Origin of the sequence: Curtobacterium sp. PhB136, assembly GCF_004346855.1 — a bacterium.
Lineage (GTDB): Bacteria > Actinomycetota > Actinomycetes > Actinomycetales > Microbacteriaceae > Curtobacterium.
Genome location: NZ_SMGH01000010.1, coordinates 95,954 through 109,593 on the forward strand (window position 1 = coordinate 95,954; position 13,640 = coordinate 109,593).

Below are 13,640 nucleotides of genomic sequence, written 5' to 3' on the forward strand. Positions count from 1 at the left end.
ACCCCGTTCTGATTGACTCTGCAAGGAGTATCCGTCGACGAGCAGGGGGTCACCGTGAGCGATCAGTATCCGTCCCAGAACCCGTACGGGCAGCAGCCCGAACCGGGGCACACGCCACAGTACGGCGCGCCTGCGCCGACCGGGCCCGGAGGCGAGCCGCCGCTCTGGGCACCGTGGTACGGGATCTCGTTCGGCAACGCCGTCCGACGCTTCTTCAAGAAGTACGCCCGGTTCGACGGGCGTGCCAGCCGCAGTGAGTTCTGGTGGTGGGCGCTCGCGAACGCCATCGTCTACATCGTGCTCGGGATCCTGCTGGGGATCGGCATCGCGACCTCCGACCGCACGACGGTCTCGACCGGGTACAGCGTCTCGACGGTGATCGACCGACCGTCGGCGCTGTACATCATCGCCGCGATCCTCTTCGCGATCTGGGGTCTGGCGGTCCTGGTGCCGGGCATCGCCCTGTACTGGCGGCGGCTGCACGACGCGAACCTCGCGGGGCCGTTCTGGTTCCTCGGGTTCGTCCCCGGTGTCGGCGGGATCATCCTGCTCGTCTTCTCGCTCCTGCCGCCGAAGCCGGAGGGGCAGCGCTTCGACCAGCCCGGCCGCGGCTGAGCGGAAGCACCCACAACGCGCGCGATGGGAAGCGAGAACGCGCGTCGGCAGTCGGAACTTTCGACTGCCGACGCGCGTTTCGACTTCCTTCGCACGAATCGTGCGGGCGTGCGGGCGCGCGGGCGCGCGGGTCGCGCGGGGCGCGCGGGCGCGCGGGGCGCGCGGGGCGCGCGGGGCGCGCGGGCGCGGGCGCGGGCGGCGCCTGCGCGGGGAGCGTCAGACCGCGCGGACGCGGACCAGGGCGCCGTCGACGACCAGGTCGCGCACCGTGAGCGAGGGGTCGGCGATCTGGAACCGCAGCGCACCACCGGGCTGGTCGAACCACGGCTGCACGAACCGCACCGTCACGAGGAACGGGCGGTCGACGACGTAGCGGTGCACCTCGGGTGCAGCGGCGACGTGCGGCGGGAGCGAGCGCGACGGCATCGGGGTGTCGAGCGGGTGCAGCAGGTAGCCGTCCGGGCCACCGATGCGGTCCACCGGGACACCGGCCGGGATCTGGATCGTCAGTCCGTCGGGGCCGGCCTGCGCGACCTGCTGTGCGAGCTGCGGGTACGTCGAGGCGGCGCGCTCGCGGAGCCCGTCGAGCTCGTACCGCTGGATGTCCCGCGGCGCCGGGAACGGCCGGTTCAGGAAGCGGCGGAGCATCTCGACGGCGTCGGCTTCCCCGCGCGCGGTCGCGAGACGACGGGCCGTGCCGTAGTCGACGACCTCGAGCGCGAAGGTGTCCGGGGCGTCGGCGGGGACGATGCGGAGCGCACCTTCCACTGGCGGCTCGTGCAGGGTCTCTCCGGGGAGCTGCACGTACCGGATCGTGTAGCCGAGCTGGTCGAGGATGGGGCGCGTGTCCGCGAACGTCATGAGCGGGAGCCTAGTGGTCGGACCTATGCCGTTCCTGGTCTCCTGGCCGTCTATGCCCGACCGCGCATGACGGCCTGCTTGACCTCGGCGATGGCCTTGGTGACCTGGATCCCACGCGGGCAGGCGTCGGTGCAGTTGAAGGTCGTGCGGCAGCGCCACACGCCTTCCTTGTCGTTGAGGATGTCGAGGCGCACGTTCGCGGCGTCGTCGCGCGAGTCGAAGATGAAGCGGTGCGCGTTGACGATCGCGGCCGGACCGAAGTACTGGCCGTCGGTCCAGAACACCGGGCACGAGGACGTGCACGCGGCGCAGAGGATGCACTTCGTGGTGTCGTCGAAGCGGGCACGGTCGGCGACGGACTGCACGCGCTCCTTGCCGGGCTCCGGCGCCTTCGCGGGCTGGAGGAACGGCTGGACCTCGCGGTAGGACTTGAAGAAGGGCTCCATGTCGACGACGAGGTCCTTCTCGAGCGGCAGGCCCTTGATCGCCTCGACGTAGATCGGCTTCGACACGTCGAGGTCCTTGATCAGCGTCTTGCACGCCAGACGGTTGCGGCCGTTGATGCGCATCGCGTCCGAACCGCAGACACCGTGCGCGCAGGAGCGACGGAAGGTCAGCGACCCGTCCTGCTCCCACTTGATCTTGTGCAGGGCGTCGAGGATGCGGTCGGTCGGCAGCATCATGACGTCGAAGTCCTGCCAGCGCGGCTCGTCGTCGACGTCCGGGTCGAAACGCCGGATGATCACGGTGACGGGGAAGGAGCCGGGAGGGGCGTCCACCGCATCGGTGCGGGGTGCGTCGGAGACCAGGGTGTCGGTCATCAGTACTTCCTCTCCATCGGCTCGTACCGCGTCACGACGACCGGCTTCCAGTCGAGTGTGATGTGGTCGTCGGCGAGTGACGAGTGCGGATCGCCCGTCAGGTACGCCATGGTGTGCTGCATGTAGTTCTCGTCGTCGCGCTTCGGGTAGTCGTCGCGCATGTGGCCGCCGCGGGACTCCTTGCGGTTCCGGGCGGAGTAGACGACGACCTCGGCGAGGTCGAGCAGGAACCCGAGCTCGACGGCTTCGAGCAGGTCGGTGTTGAACCGCTTGCCCTTGTCCTGCACCGAGACGTTCATGAACCGGTTGCGGAGCGTGTGGATCGTCTCCGTGACGCGGGCGAGGGACTCGTCGGTGCGGAACACCTGCGCGTTCTTGTCCATCTCCTCCTGCAGTTCCTTGCGGAGGGCGGCGACCCGCTCGGTGCCGGTCGAGGCACGCAGCTGCTCGAGCATCCCGCGGACGTTCGCGGCGGGGTCCTCGGGGAGGGGGAGGAACTCGGCGGTCTGCACCCACTCGGCGGCGTTGTTGCCGGAGCGCTTCCCGAAGACGTTGATGTCGAGCAGCGAGTTCGTGCCGAGGCGGTTCGACCCGTGCACCGAGACGCATGCGCACTCGCCGGCGGCGTACATGCCGGGGACGACGGTGTCGTTGTCGGAGAGGACCTCGGCGTTGGTGTTCGTCGGGATGCCACCCATCGCGTAGTGCGCGGTCGGCATCACCGGAACGGGCTCGACCACCGGGTCGACGCCGAGGTAGGTGCGCGCGAACTCGGTGATGTCGGGGAGCTTGGTCTCGAGGACCTCGGCACCCAGGTGCGTGCAGTCGAGGAGCACGTAGTCCTTGTTCGGACCGGCACCCCGGCCCTCGGCCACTTCCTGCACCATGCACCGGGCGACGATGTCACGCGGTGCGAGGTCCTTGATGGTGGGGGCGTACCGCTCCATGAAGCGCTCGCCAGAGGCGTTGCGGAGGATCGCGCCCTCACCACGGGCGCCCTCGGTGAGGAGGATGCCGAGGCCCGCGAGCCCGGTCGGGTGGAACTGGAAGAACTCCATGTCCTCGAGCGGGAGGCCGGTGCGCCAGACGATCCCGACGCCGTCACCGGTGAGGGTGTGCGCGTTCGAGGTGGTCTTGTACATCTTGCCGAAGCCGCCGGTCGCGAAGATCATCGCCTTCGCGTGGAACACGTGCAGCTCACCGGTCGCGAGCTCGAACGCCACGACGCCCGCCGGCTGCTTGCGGGTGACGCCGTCGTCGCCGACGACGTCCACCATGATGAGGTCGAGGGCGTAGAACTCGTTGAAGAAGTTCACGCCGAGTTTCACGCAGTTCTGGAACAGCGTCTGCAGGATCATGTGGCCGGTGCGGTCCGCGGCGTAGCAGGCCCGGCGCACCGGCGCCTTGCCGTGGTCACGGGTGTGGCCGCCGAAGCGACGCTGGTCGATCTTGCCCTCTGGCGTGCGGTTGAACGGCAGCCCCATGTTCTCGAGGTCGATGACCGCGTCGATCGCTTCCTTCGCGAGGATCTCGGCGGCGTCCTGGTCGACCAGGTAGTCGCCGCCCTTGATCGTGTCGAAGGTGTGCCACTCCCACGAGTCCTCTTCGACGTTCGCGAGCGCTGCCGCCATGCCGCCCTGCGCCGCACCCGTGTGGGAGCGCGTCGGGTACAGCTTCGAGATGACGGCGGTGTTCGCCTTCGGCCCCGCTTCGATCGCGGCCCGCATGCCGGCGCCTCCCGCGCCGATGATGACGATGTCGAACTGGTGGTGATGGACGGTGATGTCGGTCACGGTGTCTTTCCGTTGGGGAGCGGGTGCGGGCTGCGGTGCTGGGCCGGGGCTACTGCGCGGGGCAGAACGACGGCAGGTCCGCGGCGGCGGCGCCGGCGGGGCACGGGTCGAAGGTCCAGCACACCAGGGTGCCGAGGACGATGAGCAGCACGCACGCGACGAGGATCGCGATGAGCAGGGTCTTCCGGACGGCCGGCTTCGACACGTAGTCGTTGACGATGGTGCGCATGCCGTTCGAGCCGTGGATCAGCGCGAGCCACAGCATCAGGGTGTCCCACACCTGCCAGAAGGGGCTCGCCCACTTGCCGGCGACGAACGCGAAGTCGATCTGCTTGACGCCTTCGCCCGCCACCATGTTGACGAAGAGGTGGCCGAAGATCAGCACGACGAGCAGGACGCCCGAGCCGCGCATGTAGATCCAGCCCCACTTCTCCCAGTTGGTGGTGCGGCGTGCGGCCTCGGCACTGCGAGGGGGCGCGATGGTCTGCGTGGTCATGGTCAGCCCCTGATCAGTGGAAGTCGGCGACGAGGTTCATGAGCTGGCGCGGCAGGAAGCCCGCGATCGCCACGGCCCAGAGCACGATGACGATCCAGAACATCGCCCGCTGGTACTTCGGCCCCTTGGACCAGAAGTCGATCAGGATGATGCGCAGCCCGTTGAACGCGTGGAAGACGATCGCCATCACGAGGGCGATCTCGCCGAGGTTCATGATCGGCGTCTTGTACGTCGAGATGACGGCGTTGTACGCCTCTGGGGAGAGGCGGACGAGGGCCGTGTCGAGGATGTGCACGAGCAGGAAGAAGTAGATCGCGACACCGGTCACGCGGTGCAGGACCCAGGACCACATCCCGGTGCTGCCGCGGTACAGGGTGCCCTGTGGCGTCCGTGATGCGCGCGGCGCATCGATCGTCACCTGCGGGGCGGCTGTCGCCGTACCCCCTGCGGTCTGCTCGGCCATGAGCTCGCCTTCCCGTAGGACAGGCCCGCCGATCGGCGAGCCGTTGCCGTCATGTTCGTGTGGAACACGTCCATCCTACGACCGCGCACTGACGTTCTCGTTCCACCCCGTGAGAATCCCGCGCCCCGCGGGCGGCGCGCCGATGGTCCTGGCGGTGTCGTGGTGTGCGAGCAGTTCGTCGCCGATCGCCTCCCACGTGGTGCCCTCGACGCGCAGCCGGCCGGCGGATCCCATCCGATCCGCGCGTGCACGGTCGAGGTGCAGCCCGACCACGGCCGCCCGGAGCGCCTGCGGCACGTCCGGGTCGTAGAGCTCGCCGTCGAGTCCGGGTGCCACGAGGTCGAGCGGGCCGCCGGCCGCCGGGGCGACGACCGGGAGCCCGGATGCGTGCGCCTCCTGCAGGGTCTGCCCGAACGTCTCGGCGGGGCCCGTGTGCACGAACACGTCGAGCGCCGCGTACACGTCGGCCAGCGGGTCGCCGCGCAGGGGACCGGTGAAGGTCGCGTCCAGGTGACGGAGCCGTCGCTCCAGAGCCGGACGGGAGGGTCCCCCTCCTGCGACCACGACCCTGATCCCGGGGATGCCACCGAGTTCGGCGAGCCGTTCGACCTCCTTCTCCGGTGCGAGCCGGCCCACGTAGCCCACGATGGTCTCCCCGTGCGGAGCGAGTCGCCGCCGCAGGGCGCGCACCGGGCCGGACCACCGTCGGTCCGGGTGGAAGAGGACGGTGTCGACGCCACGACCCCACCTGGCGACGCGCGGCACGCCGTCCGCGGCGAGCATCGCCGCGGTAGCGGACGACGGGGCGAGCGTCAGCGACGCCCCGGCGTGGATGCGCCCGAGCACCCGGCGGACCAGGGGCGTGGTCGCTGCCAGGCCGTTGCGGCGGGCGAACCCGGCCACGTCGGTCTGGAAGACGGCGACGGAGGGGATGCCGAGCCTCCCGGCTGCCGTGATCGCGCGCCCACCCAACAGGAACGGACTCGCGGCGTGCAGCACGTCGGCGCCGGAGGCGGCGAGGATGGTGTCGAGGACGGGGTGGGGGAGCGCGACCGGGAACTGCCGGTACGCGACGGCGGGGATCCGGTGGACGTCGAACCCGCGGTACCGCTCCAGGTCGGTCCGGGAACGACGGCTCGCGAGCCACGGGGTGTCCGGCGCGATCACGACCGCGCGGTGGCCCCGGCGCTCGAGGTGGTCCAGGACCGCGAGGACACTCGTGGTCACGCCGTTGAGGGTGGGCAGGAAGCTCTCGGTCACGACGGCGACGGTCCTCTGGGCCGAGCCGCGCTCCACGCTGCGTGCGTTCATGGCGGTGCCCATGCTCCGCGCGCCACGTGACGGTGCGGGGGACCCGACGGTGAACGGGACGGTGGGCGCGGGTGAACTCACCGTGCGGTTTGCCGCACCGGGCGCGCACCCGTCGGGCGATCCCGTCGTGCGCACCCAGGAACGACGACCCCCGACCGGTACGGTGAGCGGGTGGCAGCCCCCCTCGAAGACTTCTACGCGATCATCCCCGCCGGCGGGATCGGATCGCGCCTCTGGCCGCTCTCGCGCGCCGACGCCCCGAAGTTCCTGCACGACCTGACCGGATCGGGCACCTCGCTCCTCCGGCAGACCTGGGACCGGCTCGCACCGCTCGCGGGGGAGTCGCGGATCATGGTGGTCACCGGCCGCGCGCACCGCGTCGCGGTCGAGTCGCAGCTGCCGGGCATCGACGACCACAACGTCGTGCTCGAGAGCGAGCCGAAGGACTCCACCGCGGCGATCGGTCTCGCGGCCGCGATCCTCCGTCGTCGGGAGCCCGACGTCGTCATCGGGTCGTTCGCGGCCGACCACGTCATCGGCGACGCCCGCGGGTTCCGCCGGTCGGTGCGCGAGGCCGTGGCGGTCGCCCGTGCCGGGTACGTCACCACGATCGGCATCACCCCGACCGAGCCGGCGATCGGCTTCGGGTACATCCACGCCGACGGTGAGGGCCTGGGGGTCGATGGCGCCCCGAACGCCCACTCGGTGCGGTCCTTCGTCGAGAAGCCCGACCTGGACACGGCCCGGGGGTACCTGGAGGACGGCTCCTACCTCTGGAACGCCGGCATGTTCATCGCCCGGGCGGACGTCATCCTCGCGGAGATCGGTCGGGCCGAGCCGGAGCTGCTCGCCGGCCTCGAAGAGCTCGCCGCCGCGTGGGACACCTCGGCGCGCGGGGTCGTCGTGGACCGGATCTGGCCCGCGCTGAAGAAGATCGCGATCGACTACACGGTGGCGGAGCCCGCGGCGGCTGCCGGCCGGATGGCCGTGGTGCCCGGCGACTTCGACTGGGACGACGTCGGCGACTTCGCGTCCCTCGCGAAGCTGCAGTCCGGCGGCCGGACGAACAACCTCGCCGTGCTCGGCGACGGTGCCCGGATCCTGGCGGACTCCTCGAGCGGGATCGTGGTGTCGCACAGCCAGCGCCTGATCTCGCTCATCGGGGTCGAGGACATCGTGGTCGTGGACACCCCGGACGCACTGCTCGTGACGACCAGCGCGAACGCCCAGCGGGTCAAGGGGGTGGTGGATGCACTGAAGATCAGCGGCCGCGACGACGTCCTGTAGCGCTCCATCACCAAACCCCCACAACTGGGGTCCCGAGCACGTCGTCGCGTTACGGCCGCGTTACGGCGCGGTCGCGATCTCGTAACTGATCCACAGGCGGCTCCGAGGGCGTTCTGTACCGACCAGGCGGTCGTGTACTGTCGCCACGATCGCCCGGTGCGCAGTGACCGGGCCCTGCTCCCCGGAGGAACCAACCCGTGTCATCTCGTACCCGTCAGATCGCACTCAGCGGCCTCGCGCTCCTCGGCACCGTCGCCGTCCTGGCCGGCTGCTCCGCCGCTCCGTCCGACACCTCGTCGGCGAAGACCACCAGCTTCCGCCCCTGCATGGTGTCGGACTCCGGCGGCTTCGACGACAAGTCCTTCAACCAGCTCGGCTACGAGGGCCTGAAGGACGCCGCCAAGGACCTCGGCGCGACCTACAAGTCGGCCGAGTCGAAGGACTCCACGGTCTACGACTCCAACATCGAGCAGCTCGTCAACCAGAACTGCAAGCTCATCGTGACGGTCGGCTTCAACCTCGCCGACGCCACGAAGAAGCAGGCCGCTGCGAACCCCGACACCGACTTCGCGATCATCGACGACAACTCGATCGACGCCAAGAACGTCAAGCCGATCACGTTCGACACCTCGCAGGCGGCGTTCCTCGCCGGCTACGCGGCGGCGTCCTACTCGAAGTCCGGCGTCGTCGGCACCTTCGGCGGCATGCAGATCCCGACCGTCACCATCTTCATGGACGGCTTCGCGGACGGCGTGAAGTACTACAACGAGAAGAAGGGCAAGGACGTCCAGGTCAAGGGCTGGGACGTCGACAGCCAGAAGGGCTCCTTCACCGGTGGCTTCGAGGCCGGCACCCAGGCGAAGTCGGTCGCGCAGACCCTCCTCGACCAGAACGCCGACGTGATCCTGCCCGTCGGTGGCCCGATCTACCAGAGCGCCGCGGAAGCCATCAAGGACGCCGACAACGGCTCCGTCCTGATCGGTGCGGACAGCGACCTCTACGAGGCCGACCCGCGCTACAAGGACATCGCACTGACGTCCGTCGAGAAGGGCATGCGCCCCGCGACCAAGGACGTCGTCGAGCAGGCTGCCAAGGGCGACTTCTCGAAGACCCCGTACGTCGGCACGCTGAAGAACGACGGCGTCGGCATCGCGCCGTTCCACGACTACGCGTCGAAGGTCGACTCGGGCCTGTCCAAGGAGCTCGACACGATCAAGGCCGGCATCATCGACGGCTCGATCAAGGTCGAGACCAAGGCGACCGTCAAGTAGCACCACCGATGCGGGCGGGGGAGTTCTCCTCCGCCCGCATTCCCATGCGCTCCGCAGCACCACGACAGAAATAGACTCCCGACATGAAGCTGGAACTCCGCGGCATCACCAAGCGGTTCGGCCCCCTGGTCGCGAACGACCACATCTCCCTCACCGTCGAACCGGGCGAGGTGCACTGCCTCCTCGGTGAGAACGGTGCGGGCAAGTCCACCCTGATGAACGTGCTCTACGGCATGTACCAGGCCGAAGAGGGCGAGATCCTCCTGGACGACGTCGTCCAGGACTTCGACGGCCCCGGCGACGCGATGCGCGCCGGCATCGGCATGGTGCACCAGCACTTCATGCTCGTGCCCGTGTTCACCGTCGCCGAGAACGTGATGCTCGGCCAGGAGCAGACCACGTTCGGCGGCCGACTCGACCTCGCCGGCGCCCGCAAGCGCGTCCGCGAGATCTCCGAGCGCTTCGGGTTCGACGTCGACCCCGACGCCCGGGTCGAGGACCTGCCCGTCGGCGTGCAGCAGCGCGTGGAGATCATCAAGGCACTCTCCCGCGACGCCTCCGTGCTCGTGTTCGACGAGCCGACGGCCGTCCTCACCCCGCAGGAGACCGACGAGCTGATGGGCATCATGCGCCAGCTCCGCGAAGCCGGCACCGCCATCGTCTTCATCACCCACAAGCTCCGTGAAGTCCGCGAAGTCGCCGACCGCATCACGGTGATCCGGCTCGGCAAGGTCGTCGGAGAGGCATCCCCGACCGCGACGAACAACGAGCTCGCCGCCCTCATGGTCGGCCGCGCGGTCTCCCTCGTCGTGGACAAGGAGCCCTCCGCCGGCGGCGAGGACGCGCTCGTCGTCCAGAACGTCACCGTCACCGACCCGTCCGGCATCGTGCTCGTCGACGACGTCTCCTTCACCGTCCGGCGCGGCGAGGTCCTCGCCATCGCCGGCGTGCAGGGCAACGGCCAGACCGAGCTCACCGAGGCGATCATCGGACTCGAGCCGATCCGCACCGGGCACGTCACGCTCGACGGCAAGGAGCTCACCGGCCGGAGCGTCAAGCAGGTGCTCGACGCCGGTGTCGGCTTCGTCCCCGAGGACCGCAAGGAAGACGGGCTCGTCGGCGAGTTCACCATCGCCGAGAACCTCATGCTCGACCGCGCCGACCACAGCGAGTTCGTCCGCGCCGGCACGATCCGGGCCGCGGAGCGCGACGCCTTCGCCGACGAGAAGATCGCCGAGTTCGACATCCGGACCCCCGGCCGCACCACCGCGGCCGGCCGGCTGTCCGGCGGCAACCAGCAGAAGATCGTCCTCGCCCGCGAACTCAGCCGCGACCTGCGTCTCTTCGTCGCGGCGCAGCCCACCCGCGGCATCGACGTCGGGTCGATCGAGTTCGTGCACAAGCGCATCGTCGCCACCCGCGACTCCGGCGTCCCGGTCATCGTCGTCTCCACGGAGCTCGACGAGGTCGTGGCGCTCGCCGACCGGATCGCGGTGATGTACCGCGGCGCGATCATCGGCATCGTCCCCGCGGACACCCCGCGCGACGTCCTCGGCCTGATGATGGCCGGAGAACTGCCCGAAGGAACGGAGCTGGCAGCGTGAGCACCCCCACGCCCCCCGAAGAGAACACCCTGCCCACCGACGACCGCATCCAGGACGTCGAGGGCGGCCCCCGCCTGATGACCGACTCCGCGGACGACACCGAGCGCCGCGCGGGCGACCGCACCGGCACCGAGCGCATGCAGGCCGCCCTGCAGGGCATCATGAACGGCTCCGTGCTCGTCACGGTCCTGGCGATCGTGCTCGCACTCGTCGCGTGCGGCATCCTCATCGCCATCACGGACCCCGCCGTGCAGCAGGCGGCCGGCTACTTCTTCGCCCGCCCCGGCGACACGTTCCGCGCGATCTGGACCGCGGTCGGCGGCTCGTACGCCTCGCTCTTCCAGGGCTCGGTCATCAACTTCGGTGCGAGCTCCTTCGCGCAGGCGATCGCCCCGATCACCCGCTCGATCGACTACGCCGTGCCGCTCATCGCAGCGGGTCTCGGCATCGCCATCTCGTTCCGCGCCGGCCTGTTCAACATCGGCGGCCAGGGACAGATCCTGATGGGCGCGGCCGCGGCCGGCTGGGTCGGCTTCGCCGTCGACCTGCCCGCGGCGATCCACATCCCGCTCACGATCATCGCCGGCATCGTCGGCGGCGCGGTCTGGGGTGGCATCGTCGGTGTGCTGAAGGCGCGGACGGGCGCGAACGAGGTCGTCCTGACGATCATGCTCAACTACGTCGCGCTCTACCTCGTCAGCTACCTCCTCCGGACCCCCGGTCTGCTGCAGGCACCGGGCAGCCCGAACCCGATCTCACCCGCCATGAAGGACTCCGCGGTGCTCCCGGCACTGTTCGGCCCGCGCTTCGGCATCGACCTCGGCTTCGTCGTCGCGCTCATCGCCGTGGTCGTCGTGTGGTGGCTCGTGAACAAGTCCTCGCTCGGCTTCCGCTTCCGCACCATCGGTGAGAACCCGCGTGCGGCTCGGGTCGCCGGCATGAGCGTGCCGTCGCTGACCATCTGGGTGCTCGTCATCTCCGGTGCGCTCGTCGGCATCGCCGGGGCGTACCAGGTGCAGGGTGCCGTCACGAGCGGCTTCACCTCGAACATCGACGCCGGCATCGGCTTCGACGCGATCACGGTCGCGCTCCTCGGCCGCTCGAAGCCGTGGGGCACCTTCTGGGCGGCGATCCTGTTCGGCGTCCTGAAGAACGGCGGCTACGCCATGCAGGCCGCGAACGGCATCCCGATCGACATCGTCGGTGTCATCCAGGCCCTCATCGTCCTGTTCATCGCGGCCCCGCCGCTCGTCCGCGCGATCTTCCGGATCCCGCAGCCGGGCGCGCGCCGCAAGAGCTCCAAGAAGTCCGAGCGGAAGGCAGTCGCCGCGTGAGCACCCTCAGCCCCACAGCGGCCATGCCCGCCCCGACGGCCGACCGCGCCGTCGAGTCCACCCGCAGCTGGAAGCTCCCGATCGCGTTCGCCGTGTTCACGGTCGTCGCACTCGTGTTCTTCGGGTTCCTGCACCGTGCCGGCGACGCCACGTTCCGGCTCGCGAACGCCGGCGACTTCGTGCAGCTGCCCGACGTGCCGCTGCCCGCCACCGGCACCGGCATCGTCGTCATCGTGGTGCTCGCCCTGGCCACCGTGTACGCGTTCGTCCAGGCCAGCCGTTACGAGAAGACCCCGCTCTGGGTGACCTCGCTGTTCGCGCTGTTCTTCGTGGTCGGGTTCCTCGCATGGGCCGCGGCCGGTGCGACGATCCCGGTGCCCGGGCTCCTCGTCGGTGCCCTCGGGCTCAGCGTCCCGCTGGTGTTCGGTGCCCTCGGCGGCGTGATCTCGGAGCGCGTCGGTGTGGTCAACATCGCGATCGAGGGCCAGTTCCTCGCCGGCGCGTTCGTCTCCGCGATGATCGGCTCGCTCACCGGCTCGGCGTGGGTGGGCCTCATCGGTGCCCTCGTCGCGGGGGTGCTCGTGTCGTTCGTCCTCGCAGCGTTCAGCATCAAGTACCTCGTCGACCAGGTCATCGTCGGCGTCGTCATCAACGCGTTCGTGTCCGGCCTGACCGGCTTCCTCTACTCGCAGGTGCTCTCGCCCGCCGAGCAGACGCTCAACGTCGGCATCCGGTTCCCGGTGCTGCCGATCCCGGTGCTGCACCAGATCCCGGTCATCGGCCCGGTGTTCTTCGAGCAGAACGTCATCGTGTACATCGCCTACGTCGCAGTGGCCGTCGTCACCTTCGCGCTCTTCAAGACGCGCTGGGGCCTGCGCCTCCGTGCGGTCGGCGAGCACCCGCAGGCCGCGGACACGGTCGGCATCAACGTGCTCAGCACGCGCTTCTGGAACGTCTCCCTGGCAGGCGCGATCGCCGGCCTCGGCGGCGCGTACTTCACGCTCGGCTCCGTCGGACCGTTCGCCAAGGACATGACCGCCGGCGCGGGCTACATCGCCCTCGCCGCCGTCATCTTCGGCCGCTGGGACCCGATCAAGGCGACGCTCGCGGCGCTGCTGTTCGGCTTCGCGTCGAACCTGCAGAACGTCCTCGGGTCGATCAACTCGCCCGTCCCGAGCGAGTTCCTGCTGATGCTGCCCTACGTGGTGACGATCTTCGCGGTGGCCGGCCTGGTCGGGCAGTCGCGTGGTCCCGCCGCGTCCGGCAAGCCGTACACCAAGAGCTAGCCGGGAGGCACGGCACATGACCGAAACGGGCCCTGCGGCCGACCACGCGGTCGCCGCCACCGCCGGGGAGGACCCCGCCACGAGCCTCCCGTCCGAACGCGACTGGGCGTCGCTCCGCGACGCGGCCACGGCTGCCATGCGGCACGCCTACGCGCCGTACTCGTCGTTCCCGGTGGGGGCAGCTGCGCTCACCGACGACGGCCGGATCGTGTCCGGCTGCAACGTGGAGAACGCGTCCTACGGCGTGACACTCTGCGCGGAGTGCTCGCTCGTCTCGCAGCTGCACATGACCGGCGGCGGCAAGCTCGTCGCGTTCACGTGCGTGGACGGCGACGGCGCGACCCTGATGCCGTGTGGCCGCTGCCGGCAGCTGCTGTTCGAGCACTCGGCCGAGGGCATGCTGCTGGAGACCGTCTCCGGCATCCGCACCATCGACGAGGTCCTGCCGGATGCCTTCGGACCCCGCACCCTCGTCACGTACCAGCAGGAGCACTGAAC

13 protein-coding genes are annotated in these 13,640 nt (G+C 69.8%); 7 read left to right on the top strand and 6 right to left on the bottom strand.

The genetic code is table 11. The annotated features are described in order from the left end of the window. The first annotated feature begins 54 nt into the window (after positions 1-54). Positions 55-615 (top strand): DUF805 domain-containing protein, encoded by a 561-nt coding sequence (locus tag EDF27_RS17430; protein WP_123656102.1) that lies wholly within the window; start codon positions 55-57, stop codon positions 613-615. Between the two features lie 216 nt (positions 616-831). Here EDF27_RS17430 and EDF27_RS17435 read toward each other — a convergent pair whose 3' ends face one another. The 6 genes from EDF27_RS17435 to EDF27_RS17460 all read right to left on the bottom strand — a co-directional run bounded on the left by EDF27_RS17435 (position 832) and on the right by EDF27_RS17460 (position 6,309). Further along, complete coding sequence (locus tag EDF27_RS17435) at positions 832-1,476, bottom strand: TNT domain-containing protein (RefSeq protein ID WP_123702429.1); 645 nt, start codon at positions 1,474-1,476, stop codon at positions 832-834. A 50-nt stretch (positions 1,477-1,526) separates the two neighbouring features. Continuing rightward, complete coding sequence (locus EDF27_RS17440; protein WP_123656104.1) at positions 1,527-2,297, bottom strand: succinate dehydrogenase iron-sulfur subunit; 771 nt, start codon at positions 2,295-2,297, stop codon at positions 1,527-1,529. After that, positions 2,297-4,090: a succinate dehydrogenase flavoprotein subunit gene (gene sdhA / locus EDF27_RS17445; RefSeq protein WP_123656105.1), complete on the bottom strand. Its 1,794-nt coding sequence runs from the start codon at positions 4,088-4,090 to the stop codon at positions 2,297-2,299. The genes EDF27_RS17440 and sdhA overlap by 1 nt, the downstream gene beginning before the upstream one ends. A 49-nt stretch (positions 4,091-4,139) precedes the next feature. Then, positions 4,140-4,586: a succinate dehydrogenase, hydrophobic membrane anchor protein gene (sdhD, locus tag EDF27_RS17450; protein WP_123656106.1), complete on the bottom strand. Its 447-nt coding sequence runs from the start codon at positions 4,584-4,586 to the stop codon at positions 4,140-4,142. 13 nt (positions 4,587-4,599) lie between these two features. Next, entirely contained in the window at positions 4,600-5,049 is a 450-nt protein-coding gene (gene sdhC / locus EDF27_RS17455) for a succinate dehydrogenase, cytochrome b556 subunit (protein WP_123656107.1), read from the bottom strand. Positions 5,050-5,124: 75 nt separating this feature from the next. Further along, on the bottom strand, positions 5,125-6,309 hold the full coding sequence (locus tag EDF27_RS17460; RefSeq protein ID WP_347812806.1) for a glycosyltransferase family 1 protein: 1,185 nt from the start codon (positions 6,307-6,309) through the stop codon (positions 5,125-5,127). Between the two features lie 222 nt (positions 6,310-6,531). Here EDF27_RS17460 and EDF27_RS17465 point away from each other — a divergent pair, with 222 nt between their 5' ends. The 6 genes from EDF27_RS17465 (at position 6,532) to EDF27_RS17490 (ending at position 13,638) form a co-directional block, all read left to right on the top strand. Then, positions 6,532-7,647, top strand: a complete 1,116-nt coding sequence (locus tag EDF27_RS17465; RefSeq protein ID WP_123656109.1) for a mannose-1-phosphate guanylyltransferase — start codon at positions 6,532-6,534, stop codon at positions 7,645-7,647. Positions 7,648-7,844: 197 nt separating this feature from the next. After that, positions 7,845-8,918: a BMP family ABC transporter substrate-binding protein gene (locus tag EDF27_RS17470; protein ID WP_123656110.1), complete on the top strand. Its 1,074-nt coding sequence runs from the start codon at positions 7,845-7,847 to the stop codon at positions 8,916-8,918. 83 nt (positions 8,919-9,001) lie between these two features. Then, on the top strand, positions 9,002-10,522 hold the full coding sequence (locus EDF27_RS17475) for an ABC transporter ATP-binding protein (RefSeq protein ID WP_123656111.1): 1,521 nt from the start codon (positions 9,002-9,004) through the stop codon (positions 10,520-10,522). Continuing rightward, positions 10,519-11,856, top strand: a complete 1,338-nt coding sequence (locus tag EDF27_RS17480) for an ABC transporter permease (RefSeq protein WP_243698411.1) — start codon at positions 10,519-10,521, stop codon at positions 11,854-11,856. Before EDF27_RS17475 ends, EDF27_RS17480 begins: the two co-directional genes overlap by 4 nt. Before the next feature lie 23 nt (positions 11,857-11,879). Then, entirely contained in the window at positions 11,880-13,142 is a 1,263-nt protein-coding gene (locus tag EDF27_RS17485) for an ABC transporter permease (RefSeq protein WP_123656208.1), read from the top strand. Between the two features lie 16 nt (positions 13,143-13,158). Then, positions 13,159-13,638 (top strand): cytidine deaminase, encoded by a 480-nt coding sequence (locus EDF27_RS17490; protein ID WP_123656112.1) that lies wholly within the window; start codon positions 13,159-13,161, stop codon positions 13,636-13,638. Positions 13,639-13,640: the final 2 nt, after the last annotated feature.